The 25351-nt window shown below is 72.7% G+C and carries 24 protein-coding genes and 1 riboswitch; of the genes, 10 read left to right on the top strand and 14 right to left on the bottom strand.

Features of this window, described 5'->3' with window-relative positions; genetic code table 11:
• Window positions 1-32: 32 nt before the first annotated feature.
• Complete coding sequence (locus tag OG514_RS05450) at window positions 33-701, bottom strand: HAD-IA family hydrolase (RefSeq protein ID WP_266891410.1); 669 nt, start codon at window positions 699-701, stop codon at window positions 33-35.
• Between the two features lie 202 nt (window positions 702-903).
• Window positions 904-2091: a peptidoglycan-binding protein gene (locus tag OG514_RS05445; RefSeq protein ID WP_266891408.1), complete on the bottom strand. Its 1188-nt coding sequence runs from the start codon at window positions 2089-2091 to the stop codon at window positions 904-906.
• A gap of 172 nt (window positions 2092-2263) precedes the next feature.
• On the opposite strand from OG514_RS05445, the gene OG514_RS05440 reads away from it, so the two are divergent.
• Entirely contained in the window at window positions 2264-4399 is a 2136-nt protein-coding gene (locus tag OG514_RS05440; protein WP_266891406.1) for an MFS transporter, read from the top strand.
• Window positions 4400-4479: 80 nt separating this feature from the next.
• Window positions 4480-5289 (top strand): hypothetical protein, encoded by an 810-nt coding sequence (locus tag OG514_RS05435; RefSeq protein ID WP_266891404.1) that lies wholly within the window; start codon window positions 4480-4482, stop codon window positions 5287-5289.
• A gap of 38 nt (window positions 5290-5327) precedes the next feature.
• Here the strand turns inward: OG514_RS05435 and OG514_RS05430 are convergent, their stop codons facing one another.
• Together OG514_RS05430 and OG514_RS05425 are read right to left on the bottom strand one after the other, a co-directional pair.
• Window positions 5328-5813, bottom strand: a complete 486-nt coding sequence (locus OG514_RS05430) for a GNAT family N-acetyltransferase (protein ID WP_266891402.1) — start codon at window positions 5811-5813, stop codon at window positions 5328-5330.
• 88 nt (window positions 5814-5901) lie between these two features.
• Complete coding sequence (locus OG514_RS05425) at window positions 5902-6228, bottom strand: antibiotic biosynthesis monooxygenase (RefSeq protein ID WP_266891400.1); 327 nt, start codon at window positions 6226-6228, stop codon at window positions 5902-5904.
• A 12-nt stretch (window positions 6229-6240) separates the two neighbouring features.
• Between OG514_RS05425 and OG514_RS05420 the strand changes: the two genes are divergently transcribed.
• The 3 genes from OG514_RS05420 (at window position 6241) to OG514_RS05410 (ending at window position 8985) form a co-directional block, all read left to right on the top strand.
• Window positions 6241-7398: a serpin family protein gene (locus OG514_RS05420; protein WP_266891398.1), complete on the top strand. Its 1158-nt coding sequence runs from the start codon at window positions 6241-6243 to the stop codon at window positions 7396-7398.
• A gap of 157 nt (window positions 7399-7555) precedes the next feature.
• On the top strand, window positions 7556-8611 hold the full coding sequence (locus OG514_RS05415; RefSeq protein ID WP_266891396.1) for a helix-turn-helix domain-containing protein: 1056 nt from the start codon (window positions 7556-7558) through the stop codon (window positions 8609-8611).
• A gap of 14 nt (window positions 8612-8625) precedes the next feature.
• A complete protein-coding gene (locus tag OG514_RS05410; RefSeq protein ID WP_266891394.1) occupies window positions 8626-8985 on the top strand; it encodes a hypothetical protein in 360 nt (119 codons plus the stop codon).
• Between the two features lie 13 nt (window positions 8986-8998).
• Here OG514_RS05410 and OG514_RS05405 read toward each other — a convergent pair whose 3' ends face one another.
• From OG514_RS05405 to OG514_RS05395, 3 genes are all read right to left on the bottom strand, one after another.
• Window positions 8999-9679 (bottom strand): O-methyltransferase, encoded by a 681-nt coding sequence (locus OG514_RS05405; protein ID WP_266891392.1) that lies wholly within the window; start codon window positions 9677-9679, stop codon window positions 8999-9001.
• Window positions 9676-10773 carry a DUF2330 domain-containing protein gene (locus OG514_RS05400; RefSeq protein WP_266891390.1) on the bottom strand — a complete coding sequence of 366 codons (1098 nt, stop codon included), beginning with the start codon at window positions 10771-10773 and terminating at the stop codon, window positions 9676-9678. The genes OG514_RS05405 and OG514_RS05400 overlap by 4 nt, the downstream gene beginning before the upstream one ends.
• A 113-nt stretch (window positions 10774-10886) precedes the next feature.
• Entirely contained in the window at window positions 10887-12152 is a 1266-nt protein-coding gene (locus OG514_RS05395; RefSeq protein WP_266891388.1) for a cytochrome P450, read from the bottom strand.
• Window positions 12153-12380: 228 nt separating this feature from the next.
• Between OG514_RS05395 and OG514_RS05390 the strand changes: the two genes are divergently transcribed.
• Window positions 12381-13550, top strand: coding sequence for a steroid 3-ketoacyl-CoA thiolase (locus OG514_RS05390; protein ID WP_266891386.1), 1170 nt, complete (start codon window positions 12381-12383; stop codon window positions 13548-13550).
• A gap of 169 nt (window positions 13551-13719) precedes the next feature.
• Here the strand turns inward: OG514_RS05390 and OG514_RS05385 are convergent, their stop codons facing one another.
• From OG514_RS05385 to OG514_RS05360, 6 genes are all read right to left on the bottom strand, one after another.
• Window positions 13720-14121, bottom strand: coding sequence for a transglycosylase SLT domain-containing protein (locus OG514_RS05385; RefSeq protein WP_266891384.1), 402 nt, complete (start codon window positions 14119-14121; stop codon window positions 13720-13722).
• Between the two features lie 286 nt (window positions 14122-14407).
• Window positions 14408-15301 carry an ECF transporter S component gene (locus OG514_RS05380; protein WP_266891382.1) on the bottom strand — a complete coding sequence of 298 codons (894 nt, stop codon included), beginning with the start codon at window positions 15299-15301 and terminating at the stop codon, window positions 14408-14410.
• Entirely contained in the window at window positions 15298-17019 is a 1722-nt protein-coding gene (locus OG514_RS05375) for an ABC transporter ATP-binding protein (protein ID WP_266891380.1), read from the bottom strand. Before OG514_RS05375 ends, OG514_RS05380 begins: the two co-directional genes overlap by 4 nt.
• Window positions 17016-18236: an energy-coupling factor transporter transmembrane component T gene (locus OG514_RS05370; protein WP_266891378.1), complete on the bottom strand. Its 1221-nt coding sequence runs from the start codon at window positions 18234-18236 to the stop codon at window positions 17016-17018. The genes OG514_RS05375 and OG514_RS05370 overlap by 4 nt, the downstream gene beginning before the upstream one ends.
• 7 nt (window positions 18237-18243) lie before the next feature.
• Complete coding sequence (locus tag OG514_RS05365) at window positions 18244-18942, bottom strand: SCO2322 family protein (protein ID WP_266891376.1); 699 nt, start codon at window positions 18940-18942, stop codon at window positions 18244-18246.
• On the bottom strand, window positions 18939-20201 hold the full coding sequence (locus OG514_RS05360) for a prenyltransferase/squalene oxidase repeat-containing protein (protein ID WP_266891374.1): 1263 nt from the start codon (window positions 20199-20201) through the stop codon (window positions 18939-18941). Before OG514_RS05360 ends, OG514_RS05365 begins: the two co-directional genes overlap by 4 nt.
• A 95-nt stretch (window positions 20202-20296) precedes the next feature.
• Window positions 20297-20375, bottom strand: a riboswitch (cobalamin riboswitch).
• A gap of 287 nt (window positions 20376-20662) precedes the next feature.
• Between OG514_RS05360 and OG514_RS05355 the strand changes: the two genes are divergently transcribed.
• Window positions 20663-21637 (top strand): serine/threonine-protein kinase, encoded by a 975-nt coding sequence (locus OG514_RS05355; RefSeq protein ID WP_266891372.1) that lies wholly within the window; start codon window positions 20663-20665, stop codon window positions 21635-21637.
• A gap of 257 nt (window positions 21638-21894) precedes the next feature.
• A complete protein-coding gene (locus tag OG514_RS05350) occupies window positions 21895-22398 on the top strand; it encodes a hypothetical protein (RefSeq protein ID WP_266891370.1) in 504 nt (167 codons plus the stop codon).
• A gap of 4 nt (window positions 22399-22402) precedes the next feature.
• On the opposite strand, the gene OG514_RS05345 is transcribed toward OG514_RS05350, so the two are convergent.
• Window positions 22403-23440 (bottom strand): MBL fold metallo-hydrolase, encoded by a 1038-nt coding sequence (locus OG514_RS05345; RefSeq protein ID WP_266900754.1) that lies wholly within the window; start codon window positions 23438-23440, stop codon window positions 22403-22405.
• 150 nt (window positions 23441-23590) lie between these two features.
• On the opposite strand from OG514_RS05345, the gene OG514_RS05340 reads away from it, so the two are divergent.
• Both OG514_RS05340 and OG514_RS05335 read left to right on the top strand, forming a co-directional pair.
• Window positions 23591-25054, top strand: a complete 1464-nt coding sequence (locus OG514_RS05340; protein ID WP_266891368.1) for an aldehyde dehydrogenase — start codon at window positions 23591-23593, stop codon at window positions 25052-25054.
• Window positions 25054-25287 carry a ferredoxin gene (locus OG514_RS05335; RefSeq protein ID WP_266891366.1) on the top strand — a complete coding sequence of 78 codons (234 nt, stop codon included), beginning with the start codon at window positions 25054-25056 and terminating at the stop codon, window positions 25285-25287. The genes OG514_RS05340 and OG514_RS05335 overlap by 1 nt, the downstream gene beginning before the upstream one ends.
• Window positions 25288-25351: the final 64 nt, after the last annotated feature.

Genomic DNA, 25351 nt, shown 5'->3' with positions numbered 1-25351 from the left:
AGCGTGAGGTGCGGAGGCTGGGGTGGTGGGGCCTACGGAAGGACGGTCAGCGTGATCGAACCGTCGGCCGCGGCCTCGACCCGCAGCTGGGTGAGGTCGGCGATGTGCACGTCCGGAGCGAAGGCCGCCGCCCGCGGGCCCACGCCCACGATCCGCATGCCGGCCGCGCGGCCCGCCTGGATGCCGGCCTCGGAGTCCTCGAAGACGATGCAGTCCGCCGGGTCGAAGCCCAGCTCGGCCGCGCCCTTCAGGAAGCCCTCGGGGTCCGGCTTGCTGGCCCCGACGCCCTCGGCCGTGACCCGGGTCTGCGGCATCGGGAGCGCCGCGGCCCCCATCCGGGCCTGCGCGAGGGCCTCGTCCGCCGAGGTCACCAGGGCGTGCGGCAGCTCCGCGAGCGCGGCCATGAAGGCGGGGGCGCCGGGGACGGGTGCGACGCCGTCGAGGTCCGCGGTCTCCTCGGCGAGCATGACCCGGTTGTCGGCGTAGTTCTCGTCCATGGGGCGGTCCGGGAGGAGGACGGCCATCGTCGCGTACCCCTGGCGGCCGTGGACCACCTTGAGCACGGCTTCCCCGTCGAGGCCCTGCCGCTCCGCCCAGCGTCGCCAGCAGCGCTCGACGACGGCGTCCGAGTTGACGAGGGTGCCGTCCATGTCGAGGAGGAGGGCGCGGGCGGTGAGCGTTGCCGGGGTGGTGGCAGGCATCGGGTCTCCAGAGGGGGTGGTGCGGAGAACGAAGCGGTCCCGCCCACCGGTCAGGGATTGCGGGCGGGGCCACTTTGTTTTTCTACGATACAAAACCGAGGGCCGTCTTGGCCAACCGGTCCGCATGCCGGGACTCACGGGACTCGGGGGGTGCGCGTGACTCACGGGGCTTGGGGGACTCAGAGGGGCTCAGCTGTGAGGCTCAGATGTGAGGGGTGTATCGCTCCAGGACCTCGCGGGTGTTCGGGCCGTACACGCCCTCGGGGTCGTCCTGGATGTACATGTACGACTGGTAGAGGGAGACCGCCTCCCAGACCTCGTCGTCGTACCTGCCGTTGATCCGGCCCTCGTAGACCCCCACGTCGGTCAGCCGTCGCTGGAGCTCCCGCACCTCGTGCCCGCTGGAGCCGAAGCTCAGGGTCTCCGGCTCCTCCTCGCCGTTCCCCGGCGACCCCGTCGGGGGTGACGTCGTGGCCGGTGCCGTCGTCGGCGAGGCGGTGGCCGGCGTCGGCGAGGCGGTGGCGGCCGGGGGCGGCGCCGCGCCGGTCGTGTTCGCCGAGGCGCTCGGCGTCGTGGTCGTGCGGCTCGCGGAAGGGGTGGCCGACGGGGACGCGGACGTCCTGCGCGGGGTCGGGGAGGGCGAGGTCGGCTCAGGACTCTCCGACGAGGAGGAAGGGGACGGAGCTTCCGACACGGCGAGGTTCAGGGACGCGCTCGTGGTCACCTCGGGTACGGCCGCCCGGTCGACGGGGTCGTCCCCGCTGCCGAGCACGGCCGCCGCCAAGGCGGCGGTGCCCGCCACGGCGACGGCGGCCACGGCCGCGACGACCATGCCGCGCCTGCGCCCCTGTCCCCGCCCGTGCCCTCGCTCGTGGCCGGGCGGCGGGGGAATGTCGCCGACGCCGTGCAGCCGGAGCGGCATGGTCTCGGAGGGGTCGCCGCCCGGGTGCGACGCGCCCGGAAGGATCTCGGTCCCGTACGCCTCGGTCCCGTAGGTACCAGCCCCAGCCCCGGCACCCGGCTCCTGCACCGTGACGGCATCCCGGCCCGGCTCCCCGTACCGACCGTCTCCCGGACCCCCGTACCGACGGTCGCCCGCCGGCCCCTCGTGCGGGACACCCGGCCCCCCGACCGGCCCCCCGTCCTCCCGGATCGCCGCCAGCTGGGCCGTCGGCGGGTCGTCCGTCCCGTACGCGCCGGGGGAAGCGTACGGATCGTCCGTCGCGTACGCGCCGGGGCCCCGCGCCCCGCCCCCGTCCCCCGCCGCGTCCAGCGTCACGTACGGCCTGATCCGGAGCGGATCGAAGTCCTCGGCCGCCGCCAGCTCCGCCTGGGCGCAGGCGCAGCCAGGTCTCTGTACACCGCATTCAGGACAGACATGTCCGGTCATGATGGGTCCCCTCCCCGAGACAACTGCTGGCGATTATGCAGCCCACCCCCTTCCGGCGGGCGAACAGGCGTGCCCCTCCGCAGGCCATATCCGGACATTCGGACCAGGATGGAGAGGCCGTCCCATGGGTCGTCCGGCGGGACGCCCGACGAGACGCCCCGAGGAGACGCCCATGGCCCAGGAAGTAAGCACCTCCGGGCTCGGTGGCGCTCCCGCGCCCGGGGAGGGGCAGAGCCGCCGCACCGTCGTCGTCACGATCGGCGCGCTGCTCCTCGGCATGCTGTTGGCCGCCCTCGACCAGACCATCGTCTCCACCGCGCTGCCGACCATCGTCAGCGAGCTCGGCGGCTTGGAGCACCTGTCCTGGGTGGTCACCGCCTACATGCTGGCGTCCACGGCGGGCACCCCGCTGTGGGGCAAGCTCGGCGACCAGTACGGGCGCAAGAAGCTCTTCCAGGCGGCGATCGTCCTCTTCCTCATCGGCTCCGCGCTCTCCGGCATCGCCCAGAACATGCCGCAGCTCATCGCCTTCCGCGCGGTCCAGGGCCTCGGCGGCGGCGGTCTCATCGTGCTGTCGATGGCGATCGTCGGCGACCTCGTGTCGCCGCGCGAGCGCGGCAAGTACCAGGGGCTCTTCGGCGCCGTCTTCGGCACCACCAGCGTCCTCGGTCCGCTGCTCGGCGGGGTCTTCACCCAGCAGCTGTCCTGGCGCTGGGTCTTCTACATCAACCTGCCGATCGGCATCGTCGCCCTCTTCGTGATCGCCGCCGTCCTGCACATCCCGGTGCGCTCCACCCGGCACACCATCGACTACCTCGGCACCTTCCTCATCGCCTCGGTCGCCACCTGTCTGGTCCTCGTGGCCTCGCTCGGCGGTACCACCTGGGCGTGGGGTTCGGCGCAGATCATCGGCCTCGCCGTCCTCGGAGCCGTACTCCTCGTCTGGTTCGTCCGGGTCGAGCGGCGGGCGGTCGAACCCGTGCTGCCGCTCAAGCTGTTCAGGATCCGGACGTTCAGCCTGGTCGCGCTCATCAGCTTCGTCATCGGCTTCGCGATGTTCGGCGCGATGACCTATCTGCCGACCTTCCTCCAGGTCGTGCAGGGCGTCACCCCGACGATGTCCGGGGTGCACATGCTGCCGATGGTCGCCGGCATCCTGATCACCTCGACGGTCACCGGCCAGATCGTCTCCCGCACGGGCCGCTGGAAGGTCTTCCCGATCGCCGGCACCGCCGTCACCTGCCTCGGACTGCTCCTGCTCCACGGGCTGACGGAGACCAGCTCCACCGGGGAGATGAGCGTCTGCTTCTTCGTCTTCGGCGTCGGCCTCGGCCTGGTCATGCAGGTCCTCGTCCTGGTCGTGCAGAACGCCGTCCCGTACGCGGACCTGGGCGTCGCCACCTCCGGAGCCACCTTCTTCCGCTCCATCGGGGCCTCCTTCGGCGTCGCCGTCTTCGGCACGATCTTCACCACCCGGCTCACCCATTCACTCGACGACGTGTTCGCCACCGCGACCGCCTCCGGTCAGGACCTCCCGCCCGGTACCGGCCCCGAGCAGGTCGCCGCCGACCCGCGCACCGTCGCCGCGCTCCCGGCCGAGCTGCGCCCCGACGTCCTGCACGCGTACGCCGTGTCCATCACCGACGTCTTCCTGTACGCGGCGCCCGTGGTCCTGGTCGCCTTCGTCGTCGCCTGGTTCCTCAAGGAGGACAAGCTGCGGGGCTCGGTCACCGCGCCCGACGCCGGCCGGACGCTCGCCTCCCAGCCCGTCGAGCGCTCCTCGTACGACGAGTGCGCCCGCGCCCTGTCCGTCCTCGGCTCCCGTGCGGGCCGCAGGGAGATCTACGAGAAGATCACCGTCCGCGCCGGGCTCGACCTGCTGCCCGCCGCGAGCTGGCTGCTGCTCCGCATCCGCCGCCACGGCACCGTCGAACCCACTCGGCTCGCCGAGCACGTGCCCGTGCCGCTGCGGGTGATCACGGAGGCCTCCCGGCAGGTGGAGGAACGGCGCCTGGTCGCCCGGGAGGGGCTCCAGCTGATCCTCACCGAGGAGGGCGTGCAGGCGGCGACCCGGCTCGCCACGGCGCGCGAGGAGTCGCTCGCCGAGCTGCTCGGCGACTGGTGGGGGCCGGACCGGCCGACCGACCTGGTGAAGCTGGTGGAGGAACTGACCGCCGAACTGAGCGGATCGGACGCGGAGCGCCCCCACGATTCGAATCCGCCCCACCAGCCGCCCCACCATCCGAATCCGCCCCACCAGCCGGATCCGCCCCGCGATCCGGATCCGCCCCGCGGGCGGCAGACGTAACTGGGCTGCCGTACGCCCTGTATGACCATCACTCAGTACGCTGTCCCCTTCAAGATCGCATCACAGGGGGAATGGGCAGCATGAACAGCGAAGAGCCACGTCAGGGCTGGCCGGCACCTCCGGGACACCCGCCGACCGGTCCGTCGAACGGCGGATACGACGGGTACGGCGGTGGCTACGGCGCCCCGGCGCCGATCGTCGTGGCGCGTACGTCCTCGCACCGGGGCGCCTGGATCGGTGCGGGAGCCACACTGGTGGCGGCGGTGATCGGCGTCGTCGGCACGTACCTCGTGAGCGGCAACAGCGACCGGAACGGCACCCCGCCCGCGGCGCAGAGCTCGGCGACGACCTCGGCGACCCCGTCCGGAGGGGAGAGCCGGGGCAGCGACGACGCCCCCTCGGACTCCTCGCAGAGCCCGGAGGCCACGCAGAGCGACGAGGCCACCCAGAGCGGGGAGTCCTCGGCGCCCGCGGAGACAGCGGCCACGCCGACCCCGCCCGCGAAGCCGGCCGGCACGGTCGAGTGGCAGGGCCCCCTGGCGATCACGTTCACGGATGACAAGGACCTGGACTCCGTACCCCCCGTGGAGTCCGAGATCCGCGACGAGAACGACTTCTCCGTCTACCCGTTCGGCGGGCACATGCTGCAGCCCGGGGACGGGGTCAAGGCGCTGGTGTGGAAGGACTCGACGAACAAGACGCCCTCGTACGAGGACTGCGCGCGTGACATCGACACCATGGCCACCTCGACGGCGACGGAGCTGAAGACCGGCATGGTCTTCTGCGCCGCCACGAACGACGGCCGCCTCGCCCGCCTGACCGTCAAGGAACTGTCCGCCCCGTCCACCGAGACGCGCGGCATCTTCGACGTCGTCGTCTGGAGCCGCTGACCGGAGGTTCGCCCCGGCCCACCCTGCCCCGGGACGGGTCAGAGGCCCTTGCCGTACCAGATGTCCATGTACGGGCCCGTGCAGTACGCCGGGATCTCCGCGTACCCGTGCCGGGTGTACAGGGCGCGGGCCTCGACCAGGTCCAGGCGTGTGTTGAGGACCATGCGGCGGGCGTTGAGTTCGCGCGCCGCGTCCTCCAGGGTCGTCAGGAGCTCGGACGCGCCGCCCAGGCCGCGGAAGGCGTGGCGGAGGAAGACGCGGGTCAGTTCGGCGCGGTCCTCGTCGAGGAGGAGGACACCGCCGCAGCCGGCCGGCTTGCCCTCGTACCGCGCGACGAGGAACTGTCCGGTCGGCGGGGTCAGCAGCTCGACCCCGTCGTCGGTCAGGCCCTGGTCGATCTCCGCCTCCGTCGCGGGGCGCTTCCAGTAGCGGCCGGCGACGTCGCCGTAGTAGTCGCGGCGCAGGGCGGCGGCGTCCGGGGTGTCGACGCGCTCCGGGGAGAAGGTCCAGGTCATGCGTGCCATTGTGCGGCGCGCACGACCTGGGACGCAGCCGGGTTTCCGGCGCCCGGACCTTGGGGCGGCCCTGGCTTCCGGTGCCCGACTCGGACGGTCAGCTCTTCGGGGACGCCTGCTGGACGACCTCGAAGGACCAGAGCGTGGAGCCGGAGGCCGCGGGCTTCGGCCGCTCGCCGCCGCCCTCGCCGCCGCCTCCGTGGGCGGCCTTCATGGAACCGTTCATCCAGGCCTGGAAGTCTTCCTCGCTGCGCCACCGCGTGTACACCAGGTACTGGTCGGTGCCCTCGACGGGACGCAGCAGCTCGAACCACTCGAAGCCGTCGGAGCCCTCCACGGCCCCGGCCCGGGAGGCGAACCGCTGCTCCAGGACCTCACGCTGCTCGGCCGGCACGGTCAGGACGTTGATCTTCACGATGCTCATGAAAGGCAGGATATGACTCCCGGTCCCACCGCCTTCGAGGCGGACGTCGTACAGGCCCTCGCCGTGCGTTGGTTGCCCCTTCTCGGTGACGACGACTTCGTCTGCTCTCCGGCCGGGCTGTGGCTGGCCCTCGGTGCCGTGGCCTCCGGGGCGCGGGGGCGGACCGCCGAGGAGTTGCGGGAGCTGCTCGGGGCCGACGGGGGCGCGGCCGCCGAGGCGGTGACCGGCGCCGGGCGGCGGCTCGGGGCGACGGAGGGGGTGGCGCTGGCGACCGGTGTGTGGAGCACGATGCCGGTGCTCGACGCCTTCCGGCGAGGACTGCCCGATGTGCGGTTCGGGGTGCTGCCCGGCGCGGCCTGGTTCGCGCTGCCCGACGAGGTGTTCGGGGCGACCGACGGCATGTCCCTGGGGGAGATTCCCGATGCCCAGGACGAACTCGACGCCTGGGTACGGGAGTCGACCGGCGGCCGGATCCAGCGGTTGCCGCTTCGACTCGACGGTTCCGAGGACCTCGTTCTGGTCAACGCCCTCGCCCTGAAGGGCTCCTGGCTGGCCGCCTTCCCCGCGCACCTCACCCACGACGAGCCCTTCACCGACGGCTACGGCGACACCCGGCCCGTACCCACCATGCGGCAGCGGATCCCCGCGGCCTGGGTCTGGTACGTGGGCGGGGTCGCCGTCGTCGAACTGCCCTGCGAGGGGGACGCGGGCGCCCGGGTGCGGTTCCTGCTCGGCCCCGAGGGCGCCGGGCCGGCCGAGGTGCTGCCCGCCGCCTGGGCGGGGCCCGGTGCGCGTGAAGGGCTCGTCGCGGACTCGGCCGAACTCCTCCTGCCGCGTTTCACCCTCCGTACGAGGGCCGATGTCCACGACCACCTGCCGGCGCTCGGCGTCCGCCGGGCGCTGAGCCGCGACGAGGCCGATTTCCTCGGCCTCTCCGCCGCCGACCTCTTCCTCTCCAAGGTGGTGCAGGAGGCGATGGTCGAGGTCGCCGAGGAGGGTGTGGAGGCGGCTGCCGTCACCGCGGTGACGATGACCCGGGGTGCGGCCCCGCTCCACCACAAGGTGGTGGAGCGCATCGCCTTCGACCGGCCCTTCGGTGTGGCCGTCATGGACACCACGGGCGAGGTCCCCCTCTTCACCGGCTGGCGGCAGAGCGCGCCGACGACCTGATCCGGGGTACGGCGCCGGGGAGTGGCTTCGAACGTGCCGGTCAGTGGCCGAAAATGCGTGCCTGAAATAATCGACCCTGCGGCAGGGGGCGTGACGCACAGCCGTGCGGCAACCAGTACGGGGCTGGATCGCTGCCGCGTCGAGGTGTGGGGGCCGCATGGGATCGCTGGTTGAGTCGGAGGCTGTCGGGGCGCGTGAGGACAGGTTCGCCTGGTTCTGTCAGACCGTGTCCAACGAGGTCATGCCCGTCATGCTCAGCACCCGGCACGCGGCCGACTTCCGGGCGAGTGTCACGGACCTGGATCTCGGCGTGGTGCGGCTGTCCACGTTGGCCTGCTCGCCGGTGGTCTCGCGCCGCACCTCGGTTCATGTCCGGCGGGGCGACCCCGAGCATCTGCAGCTGGCCCTCGTCACCCAAGGTGCCGTCAGGATCTCCCAGCGGGGCAATGACGCGGTGGTCGCGGGGGGACTCGTACTCACGGACACCTCACGGCCGAGTGAGGGGGAATGCATCGGCGGGCAGGTCGAGTCGGTCGTCCTGCAGATTCCCCGTCAGGCTCTGGCGCTGGCCCCGGACCGGGTGGACCGGCTCCTCGCACGGGGCCTGGCCGCGGACGCGGGGGCCGGGGCGATCTTCGCCGACTTCCTGAGGACCCTGCGTGCGCGCGGCCCGCACTGCCGACCGGAGGAGCTGCGCGCGATGGGGTCGATCGCCCTCGACCTGGCCGTCGTGTTCCTCGCGCAGCAGCTCGGTGACCCCAGGGAGGCGCCCGCCGAGGCGCGTGCGCGGGAGACGGTGCAGCGGATCCACCGCTTCATCGAGAACAATCTCGGCGACCCCGGACTGACGCCCCAGGCCATCGCCGACCGGCACAACATGTCCCTGCGGCGGCTCTACACCCTCTTCGACGACCAGCCCCTGAGCATCTCGGCACGGATCCGCCAGAGCCGGCTGGAGCGCGCCCACGCCGACCTCGCACGCGGGGAACTGAGCGGTCAGCCCGTTCAGGCGATAGCGGCGCGGTGGGGCTTCGCCAGCGCCACCGGGTTCAGCCGGGCGTTCCGCGAGGCCTACGGGATCACCCCTACCGAGCATCGTGCGTCGTCCCGGACCACCCCGCCGCACGCAGAGCACAGAAACACTGCACATCACGCACACCACCGCGGGCCGCGCGGGCCTAAGTTCTCCGCTGGAGATACCGCCCCAGCGTGAACGGAGTCACGGGAATGAACGTACGCAACAAGGTCGCCACCGTCGCAGGAGCGGGCATCCTGGCCTTCACCGGAGTGCTGGGCTCCGCGGGGCAGTCGTTCGCCGCGTCGAACGGACAGCAGATCCACTTCCACGACAGCAGCGGCCTCGTCTACTCCATCCGCGTCCAGGGCTACAACCAGAACGGCGACCCGGTGTCGGGGTGCTTCAACACTCCGGGCAGGGACACGTGGGTCGGAGGCTGGTGGTGGAAGGGCGAGGTGAATGTCTCCTTCTACAAGAGCAGCTCCTGCTCGTTCGCCACGTACTTCGGGGAGACGAACGCGTGGGTGCCCGCCTCGCAGAGCGGCGACTGGACGACCGTCTCCTCCTGACCCCGGCGGGTCCTCAGTCGACCACGCGGGCGAGCAGCAGGCCGTCGTAGCCCTTGGTGCCGACCGTCTGCAGGGCGGTCGCGTCCAGGCGGGGTTCGGCGGCGACCACGTCGAACAGCTCACGGGTGCCGGTGACCGCCGGGTCGTCCGGGTGCGGGGTGGTGATCTTCCCGCCCCGCACCACGTTGTCGACCACGATCACCGTGCCAGGACGGGAGAGCCGCAGGGCCCACTCCACGTAACGCGGGTTGTTGACCTTGTCGGCGTCGATGAAGACCAGGTCGAAGGGGCCCGCGCCCTCCGCCTCCAGCTGGGGCAGGCTGTCCAGGGCCGCGCCCGTACGGACCTCGACGATCTTGTCCAGGCCGGCGCGGGCGATGTTGGCGCGGGCGACGTCCGCGTGCTTCGGGTCGTATTCGAGGGTGATCAGCCGGCCGTCGGCGGGCAGGGCGCGGGCCAGCCAGATCGTGCTGTAACCGCCGAGGGTGCCGATCTCCAGGACGGTCCGCGCGCCCTGCATCCGGGCGAGCAGGTGGAGCAGCTTGCCCTGGTTGGGGGCGACGGCGATCTCGGGCAGCCCGGCCGCCGCGGAGTCGGCGAGTGCGGCGGTGAGCGCCTCGTCGGCCGGGGCGATCGTCTCGCCGAAGTAGTGGTCGACTTCCGACCACCGGGGGTTCGCCTGAGGGTTCGTCATGTGACCGAACGTACACCGGGGCCGGGCTCCGGGCGGCGCCTTGTCACCCGTACGGCAAGCAGCGTCGCGAAGGCGGTGAGCAGCAGACCGCCGCCGACCGTGAGCATCCAGACGGGGATTCCGTCGCCCACGGTCAGCAGCCGGTCGGTGTACTCGACCCGGCGGTACGGGGTGTCGGCGACGGCCCGCAGATGGTGGTCGTCGTCGATCCGCTCCGGGTGGGGGAACTCCTGCTCCAGGACCGTCAGTTGGACCGGTTGCTGCCCGGCGATTCCGATGATGGGGCCCTCGGGCTCGATCCGGCCCGCGAAGGTCACCTCGGGGGCGTCGCCGCCGATGGGGGAGCGGGGCTCCATCCGGTGCTCGGCCAGGATGTAGAGGCCGAGGCTCTGGGAGGTCTTCGCGAGCCGTGACAGCCGCATGGGGTAGACGAGTTCGGGGGAGGCGAAGCCGATCCGCAGCGGGGTCAGCTCGCCCTGGAGGACGGCGTCCTTCTGCTGGGGTGCGAGGCGGACGGCGACGTACTCCCACTTCCGGTCCACGTACGGCTGGAGCGCGCCGGTGAGGCGATCGGGCAGCTCGAAGCCGTTGGCGCGCAGCCAGTCGCCGAGGGCCTTCGGGTCGGTGGCGGTCAGCCGGGCGACGTCGAAGGGGCCGAGCCGTTCGCGGCCCACGACGCCGACGCCGGTGCCCGCGCCGGGCGGCGGGGCCCCGGCTCCGTCCCCGTAGTCGACGTCGAACGGCCAGTCGCCCTCGCGCGGCCAGAAGTAGTGGCGCTCGCGCTGCTCGGGCTCGGTGAGCCGGGCGAGCGAGTCGAAGAGCTCGGGGTCGCCGAGAGTGACGTCGGCGCGGCTGGGCACGGGCATGATCCAGGCGGCGTGGTCGGCGTTGCCGTGCACGTTGAAGCGCATGACGACGGTCTCGGTGTGTCCGTCCCAGCGGACGGCCGACTCCTCGCGGTCGACGCCGATGCGCTGGTCCTTGGTCGGGATCATGGCGCCGCAGCCGCAGGCGTACGCCGGTGCGACGAGCGAGCCGAGCTGGAGCGCGAGCAGCGCGACGATGGTGGTCAGAATTCTGTGTGTCCCCCGCATGCGGGGTGGGACGTACGCGGTGACCTTCCGGTTCCCCGGTGACCTTCGGGTTTCCCGACGAGGTTCCGATTCGCCGGGGAGGTTCCGGTTCCGCCCCACCCCACCGCACGCGTTCAGGCGGAGGAGCGGACCCGGAGTTCCTTCACGCCGTTCAGCCAGGCCGCCCGCAGCCGGCGGGGTTCGCCGGCGAGGGTCAGGTCGGGCAGGGCGTCCGCGACCGCGTTGAAGATCAGCTCGATCTCCTTGATGGCGAGGGACTTGCCCAGGCAGAAGTGGGGTCCGCCGCCGCCGAAGCCGAGGTGCGGGTTGGGGTCGCGGGTGATGTCGAAGCGTTCGGGGTCGGTGAAGACCTCGGGGTCGTTGTTGGCGGAGGAGTAGAAGAGGCCGACGCGGTCGCCCTTGGCGATCTTCTGGCCGCCGAGTTCGGTGTCCTGGGTCGCGGTCCGCTGGAAGGAGACGACGGGGGTCGCCCAGCGCACGATCTCCTCGGCGGCGGTCGCCGGCCGTTCCCGTTTGAAGAGTTCCCACTGGTCGGGGTGGGTGAGGAAGGCGTGCATGCCGTGGCTGATGGCGTTGCGGGTGGTCTCGTTGCCGGCGACGGCGAGCAGCAGGACGAAGAAGCCGAACTCGTCGGAGGAGAGGTTGCCTTCACCCTCGGCGGCGACCAGCTGGCTGACGATGTCGGAGGCGGGGCACTGCTTGCGGGCGGCGGCCATGTTCATCGAGTAGCCGATGAGTTCCATGGCGGCCTCGGCGCCGATCTCCTCGGTGATGGCGTACTCGGGGTCGTCGTACGCGACCATCTTGTTCGACCAGTCGAAGATCCGGGAACGGTCCTCCTGGGGGACGCCGATGAGTTCGGCGATGGCCTGGAGGGGGAGTTCGACGGCGACCCGGGTGACGAAGTCGAAGGTGCCGTCGGCGTCCGCGCCGCGTTTCGCCTCGTCGACGATGGAGTGGGCGCGGTCGCGCAGGGCGGTCTCCAGGTTCCGGATCGCCCGGGGGGTGAAGCCGCGCTGGACGATCTGGCGGACCCTGGTGTGCTCGGGCGGGTCCATGTTGAGCATGATCAGCTTCTGGACCTCGATCTGGTCCCGGGTGATGTGCTCGTTGAAGCGGATGACGGCCGTGTTCTCGTTCGACGAGAACAGCTCGGGGTGGGTGGAGACGTACTTGACGTCGGCGTGGCGCGTGACGGCCCAGTACCCGCCGTCCGCGAAACCCGTGATGCCGGGCGGCTGGGGGCACCACCAGACGGGTGCCGTCTGCCGCAGCCGGGCGAACTCCGGGAAGGGGACGCGGTCGCGGAGCAGATCGGGGTCGGTGGCGTCGAACCCCTCGGGAAGGTGCCCTGCGGGGAGATGGGGGCAGGCGGCCATCGGCAACACTCTCCATATCTGATGGACCATCAGAAGTTGCCGGGAAAGTTAGTAACGAGTTCTACAAGTAGCAAGGGCCGGAACGGGAACTGTTGCCTCCCGGACCCTTGCGTACCCGCGGTAGCAGTCATAAGACTGCATTCAGAACTAGAACGCGTACTAGTTCCCACGTGACGCCGACCGACGGGCTGCCGGGACGCCCCGTCCGGTCGAGGAGAGGACGAGCTCATGGCCGCGGAACCCGTCATCGTCGAAGCCGTACGCACCCCCATCGGCAAGCGCGGAGGCGCGCTCGCCAACCTCCACCCCGCCTACCTCCTGGGCGAGACCTACCGCGAACTCCTCGGTCGCACCGGCATCCACGCCGACTGCGTCGAGCAGATCGTCGGCGGTACGGTCACCCACGCCGGCGAGCAGTCCATGAATCCGGCCCGCACCGCCTGGCTCACCATGGGCCTCCCCTACGAGACGGCCGCCACCACCGTCGACTGCCAGTGCGGCTCCTCGCAGCAGGCCAGCCACATGGTCGCCAACATGGTCGCCGCCGGTGTCATCGACATCGGCATCAGCTGCGGTGTCGAGGCCATGTCCCGCGTTCCGCTCGGCTCCGGGTCCAAGCACGGCCCCGGCAAGCCCTTCCCCGACGAGTGGAACGTCGACCTGCCCAACCAGTTCGAGGCCGCCGAGCGCATCGCCCGCCATCGCGGCCTCACCCGCGAACGCGTCGACTCCCTCGGGCTGCTCTCCCAGGAACGGGCCGCGAACGCCTGGGCCGAGGAGCGCTTCAAGCGCGAGACCTTCGCCGTCCAGGTCCCCACCACGGAGGAGGAGCAGGCCGCCGGGCAGGGCATGTGGCGGCTCGTCGACCGGGACGAGGGTCTGCGCGACACCACCATGGAGGGCCTCGCCCGCCTCAAGCCCGTCATGCCGACCGCCGTCCACACCGCAGGGAACTCCTCCCAGATCTCCGACGGCGCCGCCGCGATCATGTGGGCCTCCAAGCGGATGGCCCGCGCCCTCAAACTGAAGCCCCGTGCCCGGATCGTCGCCCAGGCCCTCGTCGGCGCCGACCCGCACTTCCACCTCGACGGACCGATCGACGCCACCCGCGCCGTCCTCGGCAAGGCCGGGATGTCGCTCAGGGACATCGACCTCGTCGAGATCAACGAGGCCTTCGCGTCGGTGGTGCTGAGCTGGGCGCAGGTCTTCGACCAGGACCTGGAGAAGGTGAACGTCAACGGCGGCGCCATCGCCCTCGGCCACCCCGTGGGGGCGACCGGGGCGCGGCTGATCGCCACCGCCCTGCACGAGCTGGAGCGCGGTGACAAGGAGTTCGCGCTCATCACGATGTGTGCGGGCGGGGCGGTGGCCACCGGGACGATCATCCAGCGGCTGTAGGACCCCTCGGGCGCTCGACCGGACGGGGAGCCGCAGGAGTCGGGGGAGCCTTCTCACCCTGGTCGCAGGCGTCCTCGCGGAGGCGGCGGCCGGCCTCGGAAACGCCGCAGGCCCCGCCCTCCCTGAGAGGGAGGCGGGGCCTTGCGGGTGCGCTGTGCGGCGGTGACTCTTAGTACCAGCCGTTGGCCTGCCAGAACGCCCAAGCGGCGTTCGGGGAGCCGTAGCGCTCGTTCATGTAGTTGAGACCCCACTTGATCTGGGTGGCGGGGTTCGTCTTCCAGTCGGAACCGGCCGAGGACATCTTCGAGGCGGGAAGGGCCTGGACGAGGCCGTAGGCGCCGCTGGAGGAGTTGGTGGCCTTGTGGTTCCAGCCGGACTCGTGGGCCACGATCTTGCTGAAGGACTGGTACTGCGAAGCGGGAACGATCTGCCGAGCGATGTCCTGCGGGCTGGCGGCCGAGGCCGCGCCCGTCGTGCCAAGCACCGCACCGGACGCGCTCAGCAGCACGGCTGCGGAGGCGGCGAAGGTCTTCTTGCGGGCAGCGACACGAGTGGTGATCGAGCGGATCAAGGTTTCTACCTAACTTCGGGAACAAGGGCTGCGTCAGGCGATTTCGGCAAGCCGGAACCAGAGCCCGGGGGACCCGGGAACTGGAGGGAACCGGCCGACCGAGGCGCTGTGGTGAGCACCGGCTGCCTGGCGACGTCCACCAGACAACCAGGGCCGGAACGCCGATGCAACGACCCCCTGTACGAGGAAGGTTCGGACCCGGGCGCAAGGTCCCGGGGTGTGCGTCCGGGACGTTTGCGCAGGTCATACCCCGATGTGGGTGGTTTGGGCGGGTACCGCCCGACTACTATTCCGGCTCGTACGTGACGTAGGTCCTGTGGGGCGGCTCACCCGGGGAGGGCTTCTCAGGGGCCCCGAATGTGACCTGGGCCTCGAAGTTCGCCCGCCGCGTGGCCCGCCGCAGGGCCCTGAGGAGCGTGCCGCCGATGGTGAGGGTGAGGACGACGGTGAGAACGGCCCGGCCCAGGTCCCAGCCCAGGGAGGTGGCGATGACGTACGCGAGGAAACGGACCAGGTTCTCGTGGAGGGGGGCGCCCGGAAGGAAGAAGATCCCCCCGTCCCCGGCGCTCGCCGCGCTCTCCCCGCCACCGACCGTCACCCAGCCGTAGAGGTTGGTGACCGTGCCGTACGCGAAGGCCGCCAGGAAGCCGTACGCGGAGAGCATCAGCAGCTCGCTCCGGCCCCGGAGCCGGCTCGGCCCCGGCAGCAACCCGGCCCCCATCGTGAACCAGCCCATCGCCAGCATCTGTGTCGGCATCCACGGCCCCACCCCGCCCGTGAGCAGGGCCGACGCGAACATGGTGACCGCGCCGAGGACGAAGCCGAAGCCGGGGCCGAGGGCCCGGCCGCTCAGCACCATCAGGAAGAACATCGGCTCCAGACCGGCCGTCCCCGCCCCCAGCGGCCGTAGGGCCGCGCCGACGGCCGCGAGCACGCCCAGCATCGCCACCGCCTTGGCGTCCATCCCGCAGTCGGCGATCGTGGCGACCACCACCGCGATCAGCAGCGGCAGCAGAGCGGCGAAGAGCCAGGGGGCGTCGGCCGCGTGGTCGGTGACCGCCGAGTCCGCGTCGGCGAGGAGCGGCCAGCCGATCGCGATGATCCCGACGAAGGAGACCAGGACGAGCGCGGCGACGGAACGCGGACCGAGCCGGACCGGGCGGGAACTCGCCGTACTCACAGCGCCGCCTCCACCTGTTCGACCGTGAGCCAGGGCTGTGGGGCGAGGATCTTCGCCACCTGCGGCGAGAACGCCGGGGAGGAGACGACCACCTCCGCCGTCGGCCCGTCCGCCACCACCTCGCCGTCCGCGATGATCACCACCCGGTGCGCCAGCTCGGCCGCCAGCTCCACGTCGTGCGTCGCGAGCACGATCGCGTGGCCGTCGGCGGCGAGGGTACGGAGATGGGCGACCAGCCGGGCCTTCGCGGCGTAGTCCAGGCCGCGGGTCGGCTCGTCCAGGAGGAGCAGGGGCGGGCGGCCGGACAGCACCACGGCGAGGGCGAGGGTCAGCCGCTGCCCCTCGGACAGGTCCCGGGGGTGCGTACCGTCCGCGACCCCCGGCAGCAGCTCGGACACCAGCGCCCGGCAGGTCCCGGGCGCCGCGCCCGCGTCGGCGTCGGCCGCCGCGCACTCGGCGGCGACGGTGTCCGCGTACAGCAGGTCCCGTGGCTCCTGCGGAACCAGGCCGACCTGGCGGATCAGCTCGCGGGGGCTGGTGGTGTGCGGGGTCCGGCCCGCGACCCGGACGGTGCCGGAGGTCGGGGCGATCATGCCGACGAGGGTGGAGAGAAGGGTGGACTTGCCGGCGCCGTTGCGGCCCATGAGGGCGATGGTCTCGCCGGCGGTGACGGTCAGGTCGATGCGGCGAAGGGCCTCCACGCGGCCGCGGCGGACGGCGAGGCCTTCGATGAGGGCGAGGGAGGTGGGTGCGGGTGCGGGCTCGGCGCGGCGCCGCCTGAAGAGGTTGAGTCCCCCACCCCGCCCCTTCCCGAAACCGGGGGCTCCGCCCCCGGACCCCCGCGCCTCGATCGCCGGCGGGGCTGAATCCTCCGCCTGCACGGAAGGAATCCCCGCAGGGCCCCCGGGCACCCGCCCCGCCAGCCGCGCCTTCAGCTCACCAGCCCGCCGCCGCGCATCCCGCACGGAAAGGGGCAGCGGGGTCCACCCCGCCAGCCTCCCCAGCCCCACCACCGGCGGATGCACCGGCGACATCGCCATGATCTCGGCCGGCGAGCCCATCACGCCCTCCGGCAGCAGCATCACCTGGTCCGCGTACTGCACCACCCGCTCCAGGCGGTGCTCCGCGAGGAGCACCGTCGTGCCCAGGTCGTGCACCAGTCGCTGCAGCACCGCCAGGACGTCCTCCGCCGCCGACGGGTCGAGCGCGGACGTCGGCTCGTCCAGGACCAGGACCTTCGGGTGCGGGGTCAGGACCGAGCCGATCGCCACCCGCTGGCGCTGGCCGCCGGAGAGCGTGGCGATCGGGCGGTCGCGGAGTTCCGCGAGGCCCAGCAGATCGAGGGTCTCCTCGACGCGGCGCCGCATGACGTCCGGTGCGAGGCCCAGGGATTCCATTCCGTACGCCAGCTCGTCCTCGACCGTGTCGGTGACGAAGTGCGCGGACGGGTCCTGTCCGACCGTGCCCACCAGGTCCGCGAGCTCGCGCGGCGGATGCGTGCGGGTGTCGCGGCCGTCGACCGTGACCCGGCCGGTCAGGGTGCCGCCCGTGAAGTGGGGGACGAGGCCGGAGACCGCGCCGAGGAGGGTCGACTTGCCGACGCCCGAGGGGCCGACGAGCAGAACCAGCTCGCCCTCGGGGACGGTGAGGTCCAGGGCCTTCAGGGTGGGCTCGGCGTCCTCCTCGTAGGTCACCGAGACGTTCTCGAAGCGGATCACGAGTTCTCCTTCGGAACGACGGACGCGGACGCGGAGGCGGGGACGGACGCAGAGGCGGGGACGGAGGCGGAGGCAGAGGCGGGGACGGAAGCGGGGACGGCGGCGGCGGAGGCGGAGGAGGAGGCGGGGACCGGGGCCACGTACGCCGGCACCAGGCCCACCAGGACCGACACCGCAGGCCAGAGCGGCAGCTCCGGCATCTCCAGGGGGACGACCCCGGGGTGCAGCGCCTCCGGCGCGTACTGGTTCGCCCAGATCATCAGGACCGCGACCGCCACACCGGAGCCCGCGACCAGCCAGGCCCGGAGCCCCCAGCGGTCCGGGCGGTACCGGGTGCGGACCGTCCGGCGCCCGCCGAGCCGCAGCCCCGCCATGGCCGCGAGCAGCCCGGCGCCGAGCAGCGGCAGCCCGTATCCCGCGCCCTCCGCCGCGAGCAGCCCGTACGAACCGGCGCAGATCCCGAGCAGTCCGCCCAGGGTCAGGACGTTCGTGGTGCGCCGCACGGAGGCCGGGACCTGTGCCGTCCGCCCGTACCCGCGCGCGTCCATCGAGGCCGCGACCGCGATCGACCGTTCGAGCGCGCCCTCAAGGACCGGCAGGCCGATCTGGAGCACCGCCCGCACTCCGCCCGTGGGGCGGCCGCGCAGGCGTCGGGCGGTACGCAGCCGGACCACGTCCGCGACCATGTTCGGCGCGAAGGTCATCGCCACGACGACGGCGACCCCGGCCTCGTACAGCGCGCCCGGCAGCGACTTGAGGAGCCGCGCCGGGTTGGCGAGCGCGTTCGCCGCGCCCACGCAGATCAGCAGGGTGGCCAGCTTGGCGCCGTCGTACACCGCGAACACCAGCTGCTCGGCCGTCACCCGCCCCCCGATCCGTACCCCCTGCGCCCAGTCGGGCAGCGGCACCTCGGGCAGCGTGAACAGCTCGTGCGTCCCCGGGATCGGGGAGCCGAGCAGGAGGGAGAAGACGACGCGCAGGAAGACGACGAACAGGCCGAGCTTCACGAACGCGCCGTACGAGCGCGCCCAGGGCGCGTCCGTACGGCGGGCCGCCACGACATAGCCCGCGACCCCGACGAGCAGACCGAGGAGGAGCGGGTTGGTGGTTCGCGAGGCGGCCACGGCCAGGCCGAGCGCCCACAGCCACCAGGCTCCGGCGTGCAGGGCGTTGGCCCGGCTCGCCACGGGCGCGCGGAGGGCGGGACCCACCTTCATACCGGGCTCATCCGCGACGGCGGGCCTTCCAGATCGCCGCCCCGCCCAGCGCCAGGACGGCCGCCCCGCCGACGAGCACGCCGAGGGACGGGCCCCCGCCGCCTTCCCCGGCGGACGCGGACGCGCTCGGCGCGGCCGATGCCGGGGCCTGCTCGCCGACCGGCTCGCCGCAGCCCCGCGCGGGGTAGCCGGCGATCCCGCACAGCATGGCCGCGCTGTCGTACCGCAGCGGCTTCGCCACCGTGGCGAGCGCCTCCGCGCCCGTCGCGTCCTCGCGGACCTGCGCGCAGCCGACCTTGGCCAGCTTCTCCGGCGGGGTCTCGCCGGGCGGCGCGTCCGCGGGGCCGCCGAAGTCGACGACGACCGCGATCCGCTTCGTGCCGTCCTTCTTCTCCACGCCCGCGCAGATCCCCGAGAAGTCGGGGGCGACGGACGGCAGGGAGGTGTCGTTCGTGCCGTTGCTGATCGCGAAGCGGAAGCCGATCGCGTCGCCGTCGGCGGGGCGGGCGGTCGCCGGTCCCTGGGTGGCGTACGCCCAGGGCTTTCCGCCGTCGCTCTCCCAGAACGACCAGTAGCGGTAGCCGGCGGCCTGCGCCGGAGCCGCCGCGGCGGCGACCGCGGTGAGCGTCAGCAGCGCACCGGCCGCCGCACCCGCGACACGGGAACGGTTCCGCCTCGCCTGCCTCGTCCGTCTCGCGGCGGTCACTTCTTGCGGCCGCTCACGAGGAAGCCGATGCCGACGCCGACGACCATGCCGATGCCGATGATCCACCAGAGGTCGAAGCCCAGGCCGCCTTCGTCGTCACTCGTGGAGGAGGCGGAGGTGTCCGGGGTCTTCGGCTCGGGGCCGGTGGCGTTGAGCTGCTCCACCAGGTCCGCCGTGCCGAACTCGCGCGGGTCGGTGTCCGTCGCGCGGGCGGCCAGGATCAGCTGCGCGTACGCGGCCGGGCCGCTCTCCTTCGCCCAGGCGGCGGAGTTCTTCTCCAGCCACTCAAGGGCGGGCTTCGCCTCCTTCGCGGCGCCGGACGCGGCGAGCGCGACGACGGCGTCGGCGGTGTTGCCGACGTCGGGCTGCTCGGTCGTGTCGGTGGCGCCCGGCATCGGGGGCAGGGTCAGGTGGCCGGTCTTGGCGACGGCCTTCGCCAGGTAGGAGGCGCCGTTGAGCGCGGCCCGCTCGATCGTCGGCTTCGACAGGTCGTTGCAGACCGGCGGCTGCTCGGGGGAGGCCTTGGTGGCGACGACGCTCTTGCCGAGTCCCGCGAGGGTGGCCGCGGCGGTGGCGTCGGCGTTCGCGAGCAGCTTGCCGGTCTTGTCGGGCTGGTAGGCGAAGGCGCCCGCGCCGGCCTTGTCCGAGCAGGGCAGCGTGAGGGTGAGGAGCGCGTCGTAGGGCGTACGGCCCTCGGCGGAGGTGAACGAGCCCGGCCGCACACCCGTCGCGGCGAGCGCGCCGACGACGACCGAGGTGGAGTTGGCATCGCTGGCGCCGCCGGCGCTGTAGCCCCAGCCGCCGTCCTTGTTCTGCACGGTGCGCAGCCAGTCGGTGCCCGACGTGACGGCCTTGTCGACCTTCTCCGGGAAGGTGGACTGCTTCCGGACCGCGCGGAGGGCCTGCACGGCGAGGGCGGTGGCGTTGGTGTCCCGCATGGTCTTGGCGTCGCAGGGCGCCTTGGCGTCCGCGCGGTACGAGCTGAACGAGCCGTCGTCGCACTGCTGGTCGAGCAGCCAGCCGATGGCCTGGTCGGAGGGCTGGAAGCCGGTGGCGCGCTGGGCGAGGAAGGCGAGCGACTGACGCCAGACACCGTCGTACGTCGGGTCCTTCGTGCCGTACAGGCCGGGCGGGATCGTGACGGCCGAGGGTGAAGGGGAGGGCGCGGCGGGAGCGGCGACGGCCGCCCCGGCCGCTCCGGTGCCGAGCAGGACGGTGGCGGCTGCGAGCGCGGCTGCGCTGCGGCGGACGGTGTTCATGGGGCCCTCTCCTGCGGCCGGGCACCGGCACGCCTCAGGGGCACCAGGCTCCGGCTCCGTATTCCTCGACGGTGCCGGCGGTCACGTCCCGGGCGGGGCATTCCGACTGGCCGCTCCCCTGCGGGGAGTCGGCTCACGGTTGCGGGTCAGTGCCGGATTCGCACCGGCTTCCCCCCGCACGGGCATGATGACGACCCGCCCACTCTACCGGCCCGTACGCCCGCCGCCGGGCGGGTGCGAGGCGCCTCACACCGCCGCCCGCCGGGCCGTCCGGCAGGCGGCCCCTGCGCCCGACACCGGGCTCCGGAAGCCTCCCGCACGCGCTGTCGGGGCAGCGGCCGCTGTGCCATGCTGACGGCTGCTCGCGGGCGCAGGCGTACGCGCGCGCGTGGTGACTGTGGTGACTCTCGCCGACCTGGCGACTGAGGACGGCGTCTTCACGGGGGTGCGGAATGCGGCCGTTGACCGAGAGCGACCCACGGGCGGTCGGTCCCTACCGGCTGCTCTACCGCCTGGGCGAGGGCGGCATGGGCCGGGTCTACCTCGGCCGGTCGCGGGGCGGCCGGACCGTCGCCCTCAAGGTGGTGCACGACACCCTCGCCGGAGACCCCGGATTCCGTACGCGCTTCGCCCGCGAGGTGCGGGCCGCCCAGTCCTTACGGGGTGCGGGGACCGTGCCCGTCCTGGACGCCGACCCGAACGCGGACGTGCCCTGGCTGGCCACCGCGTACGTACCCGGTCCGGCGCTCTCCGAGGCGGTGACCGGACACGGGCCGCTGCCCGCTCCGGCCCTGTGGCGCCTGCTCTCCGGTCTCGCGCACGCCCTCGAAGGGGTGCACGGCGCCGGCCTGGTGCACCGGGACGTCAAACCGTCCAACGTGCTGCTGTCGCCGTCCGGCCCCCTGCTCATCGACTTCGGCATCGCGCGCTCCGCCGACGAGACGGCCCTGACGGGGACGGGACTGGTGGTCGGGTCGCCCGGGTTCATGTCGCCGGAGCAGGCGGAGGGGCGCAGGATCGGACCCGCGGCGGACGTCTTCTCGCTGGGCGCGGTCCTCGCCTTCGCGGCGACCGGCCGCGGCCCCTTCGGGGGCGGCTCGGTCGCCGAGCTCCTCTACCGCCTGGTGCACCACGAGCCGGACCTCGCCGGAGTGGAGGGGCCCTTCGGGGAGCTCGTACGGCGCTGTCTGGCCAAGCGGCCCGAGGACCGTCCGACGGTGGCCGGACTCGCGGCCGCCGCGGACACCGACGCCCACCGCGCGGAGGCGGGGACGTGGCTGCCGGCGCCGGTGATCGCGGCCATCGCGCAGAAGGCGGAGGAGCTGCTCAACGCGGAGGCGGAGGACGGACCGGAGCCCGGTGCGGGCGGCCTGCCTGAGCGGGGAACGGTGCGGGCGGCGCGGCTGAGCGGGGAACCGGTGCGGGCGGCGCGCTGACGGACTCGGGCGCGGCCCCCGGCGCCACCACCGCCGTACTGCCGTCGTCGAACCCGCCCGCACCGGCTCCACCGGAGACCCCGCCCTCGTCCCCCACGCCGCCGGCGCCCCGCCGGCCGCCCGAGGTCCTGACGGATCCCGAGGCCCGCCCACGGCCCGAGACCCCCGCCCCCACCGCCGTCCTGCCCGCGCGGGAGCCCGTCCGTGGTTCCGGCGCCGTACCGCGCGCCCGGGCCGCCTCGACTTCCCCCGCGGGGGTGTCACTGCCGCGCGAGATCGCCCTGCGGGCGCTGACCGCAGGGCTCGGGCGGCCGGTCCTCGGGCTGTTCTATCTGGTACCGATGGTCGCCTTCCTGGCGGGCGGGGCCAACCTCATGACCCGGGCCGTCGACCACCCCTCGCTCTCCGACCAGCAGCAGGGGCCCTACCTGTGGGCGATGAACGACTGGTGGCGGGTCCCCGCGACCCTGCTCCTCATCGCCGCGATGGTCGGGCTCCACCGCTACCGGCGACGGCTGCGGACGGCCCGACCGGGCCGGGTCCGGCTGTGGTCGGCCGGTGTCGCCCTCTACTGGATCGCGCTGTGCGTGGTGCTGACCCTGCACCTCCTCTGGTTCCTGTTCGTGCACAACGGCTACGCGTACGGGGACGGCGGCGGCCGGCACTACCTCTGGTGGGTGGCGATGCCGGTGATGGTCCTCGGCGGGGGCCTCTCGCCGGTGGTCCTGATCGCGTCGGTCATCCGCCTCTTCAAGGCGTGACGGCTCACACCGCCACGTACTCCACCGGTTCGGTCCCCGGCACCGCCTCCGCGCGGCCCAGTTTCACCAGGCGGCGGACGTGGGCCTCGGCCTCGCTGACGGCGATGTTCCGGGAGCCGTAGGGGATCTGTTCCCAGGGGCGGTTCCACTCCATCCGCTCGGCGAGCTGCCAGGGGGTGAGCGGGGTGGCGAGCAGGCCGAGGAGTCCGGTGAGCCGTTCCTCGTGGTGGTCGAGGAGCTCATCGACCCGGCCGGCGGCGTCGGTGAAGGCGTGCTGGTGGGCGGGGAGGACCTCGGCGACGCCGAGGCGGCCGATGCGTTCGAGGGAGTCGAGGTAGTCGCCGAGGGGGTCGGTCTCGGTGGCGTCGTCGGGGTCCTCGTACAGCCCGATGTGCGGGGTGATCCCGGGCAGCAGGTGGTCGCCGGAGAAGAGCCGCCCGTGGCCGGGCAGCCGGGAGGGGTGCTCCTCCTCCAGGTGCAGGCAGACGTGGCCGGGGGTGTGGCCGGGGGTCCAGATCGCGCGCAGTCGCCGCCCGGCCAGGTCGAGGAGCTCGCCGGGGACGATCTCCCGGTCGGGGAGGGCGGAGCGCAGGCCGGGGAAGGTGCGCATGCGGCCGGAGTCGCGGGCGGCCCGCAGCGGGGCGAGGTGGTCCTCGGGGGCGCCGACGGCGGCGAGCTTGCGGGCGAGGTAGCCGAGCCAGGTGCCGGGTTCGGCCTCGCGGGTGCGGCGGACGACGGCGGTGTCGGCGGCGTGCATCGCGATCCAGGCCCCGGACTCCTCGCGGACCCGGCCGGAGAGACCGTGGTGGTCGGGGTGGTGGTGGGTGATGACCACGCCGTGGACGTCCCGCACGGAGATCCCCAACGCATCGAGTCCGCTGGTGAGTTCGGACCAGGACGCGGGATCGTCCCAGCCGGTGTCGACGAGGACCGGACCGCGGTCGGTGTCGAGGACGTGGACCAGCGTGTGGCCGAGGGGATTGTCGGGGATGGGCACCCGGAGCGACCAGACCCCTCCGCCGTGCTCGGTCACCTGGGGCATGGGTCCCTGCATGGATCCTCATCTCTCCACGGCGGTGCGGAAGTTCTCCGCGGCGGTACGGAGCGTGCTCGACCGTTGCCCATCATAACTAGAACTGGTATCAGTTCTGAGACATCGTCAGGAATTAACTCCCCTCAGAAGGCGGCGGTCATGACCGAGCTTGTGGAGCACGGAAAGCTGTTCATCGGCGGGGAGTTGACCGACCCGCTCGGCGAGGACGTCATCGAGGTCGTCTCCCCGCACACCGAGGAGGTCATCGGCCGTGTCCCGCACGCCTCCGCCGCCGATGTCGACCGGGCCGTGGCCGCCGCCCGCCGGGCCTTCGACGAGGGGCCCTGGCCCCGGATGACGGTGGAGGAGCGGATCGCGGTCGTCAGCCGCATCAAGGACGCGATCGCCGTGCGCCACGAGGAGATAGCCCGCTCCATCAGCGCGCAGAACGGCTCCCCGTACTCCTGGTCCGTGCTCGCCCAGGCGCTCGGCGCGATGATGGTCTGGGACGCGGCGATCACCGTCGCCCGCGACTTCACGTACGAGGAGCGGCGGGGCGGCATCCTCGGGCCGCTGCTCGTGCGGCGCGAGCCGGTCGGTGTCGTCGCGGCCGTCGTCCCGTGGAACGTGCCGCAGTTCACCGCCGCCGCCAAGCTGGGGCCCGCACTGCTGGCCGGCTGCACGGTGGTCCTCAAGCCGTCGCCGGAGTCGCCCCTCGACTCGTACATCCTCGCCGACATCGCCACCGAGGCCGGGCTGCCCGAGGGCGTGCTCAGCATCCTGCCCGCCGACCGCGAGGTCAGCGAGTACCTCGTCGGCCACCCCGGCGTCGACAAGGTCTCCTTCACCGGCTCGGTCGCCGCCGGCAAACGCGTCATGGAGGTCGCCGCCCGCAACCTCACCCGCGTCACCCTCGAACTCGGCGGCAAGTCGGCCGCCGTGATCCTGCCCGACGCCGACCTCGCGACCGCCGTCGCCGGGATCGTCCCGGCCGCCTGGATGAACAACGGCCAGGCCTGCGTCGCCCAGACCCGGATCCTCGTCCCCCGCTCCCGGTACGAGGAGATCGCCGAGGCCTTCGCCGCGGCGGCCGGCGCGCTCGTCGTCGGCGACCCGCTCGACCCGGCCACCCAGGTCGGCCCGCTCGTCGCCCAGCGCCAGCAGCAGCGCTCCCTCGACTACATCCGGATCGGCCAGGAGGAGGGCGCCAAGGTCCTCTCCGGCGGCGGACGCCCCGCCGGGCTCGATCGCGGCTGGTACGTCGAGCCGACCCTCTTCGGCGGCGTCGACAACTCCATGCGGATCGCCCGCGAGGAGATCTTCGGCCCGGTCATCTGCCTCCTGCCGTACGGGGACGAGGCCGAGGCACACCGGATCGCGAACGACTCCGACTTCGGTCTCAGCGGTAGCGTCTGGACCGGGGACGTGGAGCACGGCATCGACTTCGCCCGGGGCGTGCGCACCGGCACCTTCAACGTCAACACCTTCAGCCTGGACATGCTCGGCCCCTTCGGCGGCTACAAGAACTCCGGCCTGGGGCGGGAGTTCGGCCCCGAGGGCTTCGGCGAGTACCTGGAGCACAAGATGATCCACCTGCCGGGCGGCTACGAGGGCGGCGCGTGATGGGCGACCGCTGGCACGTCGAGGTCGACCGGAGCATCTGCATCGGCTCCGGCATGTGCGTCAACCACGCCCCGGACGGCTTCCGCCTCGACACCGCCCGCCAGTCCCACCCGGCGGAGGCGGAGTCGGACGCGGGTGAGGCACTGCTCGCGGCGGCCGAGGGGTGCCCGGTGGAGGCGATCCTGATCACCGTCGCGGACAGCGGGGAGCCGGTGTTCCCACCGGAGGAGTAGCCGGCCCGGCCGCGCCCCGGACCCTCCGGGCCGGAACCGCCGTGACCTGCGCGTACCGCGTGTG

The sequence above is a fragment of the Streptomyces sp. NBC_00572 genome, from assembly GCF_026341815.1.
Lineage (GTDB): Bacteria > Actinomycetota > Actinomycetes > Streptomycetales > Streptomycetaceae > Streptomyces.
The sequence above is the reverse complement of the archived record's forward strand: the minus strand, read 5'-3'. Positions and strand labels throughout refer to the sequence as shown.

Coding starts and splice junctions, on each gene's coding strand:
- OG514_RS05420 (WP_266891398.1), top strand. CDS start 6,241: ATGACTCCCGGTCCCACCGCCTTCGAGGCGGACGTCGTACAGGCCCTC.
- OG514_RS05430 (WP_266891402.1), bottom strand. CDS start 5,813: ATGGCACGCATGACCTGGACCTTCTCCCCGGAGCGCGTCGACACCCCG.
- OG514_RS05450 (WP_266891410.1), bottom strand. CDS start 701: ATGCCTGCCACCACCCCGGCAACGCTCACCGCCCGCGCCCTCCTCCTC.
- OG514_RS05390 (WP_266891386.1), top strand. CDS start 12,381: ATGGCCGCGGAACCCGTCATCGTCGAAGCCGTACGCACCCCCATCGGC.
- OG514_RS05445 (WP_266891408.1), bottom strand. CDS start 2,091: ATGACCGGACATGTCTGTCCTGAATGCGGTGTACAGAGACCTGGCTGC.
- OG514_RS05345 (WP_266900754.1), bottom strand. CDS start 23,440: ATGCCCCAGGTGACCGAGCACGGCGGAGGGGTCTGGTCGCTCCGGGTG.
- OG514_RS05410 (WP_266891394.1), top strand. CDS start 8,626: ATGAACGTACGCAACAAGGTCGCCACCGTCGCAGGAGCGGGCATCCTG.
- OG514_RS05440 (WP_266891406.1), top strand. CDS start 2,264: ATGGCCCAGGAAGTAAGCACCTCCGGGCTCGGTGGCGCTCCCGCGCCC.
- OG514_RS05335 (WP_266891366.1), top strand. CDS start 25,054: ATGGGCGACCGCTGGCACGTCGAGGTCGACCGGAGCATCTGCATCGGC.
- OG514_RS05395 (WP_266891388.1), bottom strand. CDS start 12,152: ATGGCCGCCTGCCCCCATCTCCCCGCAGGGCACCTTCCCGAGGGGTTC.
- OG514_RS05435 (WP_266891404.1), top strand. CDS start 4,480: ATGAACAGCGAAGAGCCACGTCAGGGCTGGCCGGCACCTCCGGGACAC.
- OG514_RS05370 (WP_266891378.1), bottom strand. CDS start 18,236: ATGAAGGTGGGTCCCGCCCTCCGCGCGCCCGTGGCGAGCCGGGCCAAC.
- OG514_RS05400 (WP_266891390.1), bottom strand. CDS start 10,773: ATGCGGGGGACACACAGAATTCTGACCACCATCGTCGCGCTGCTCGCG.
- OG514_RS05415 (WP_266891396.1), top strand. CDS start 7,556: ATGGGATCGCTGGTTGAGTCGGAGGCTGTCGGGGCGCGTGAGGACAGG.
- OG514_RS05425 (WP_266891400.1), bottom strand. CDS start 6,228: ATGAGCATCGTGAAGATCAACGTCCTGACCGTGCCGGCCGAGCAGCGT.
- OG514_RS05405 (WP_266891392.1), bottom strand. CDS start 9,679: ATGACGAACCCTCAGGCGAACCCCCGGTGGTCGGAAGTCGACCACTAC.
- OG514_RS05360 (WP_266891374.1), bottom strand. CDS start 20,201: ATGAACACCGTCCGCCGCAGCGCAGCCGCGCTCGCAGCCGCCACCGTC.
- OG514_RS05340 (WP_266891368.1), top strand. CDS start 23,591: ATGACCGAGCTTGTGGAGCACGGAAAGCTGTTCATCGGCGGGGAGTTG.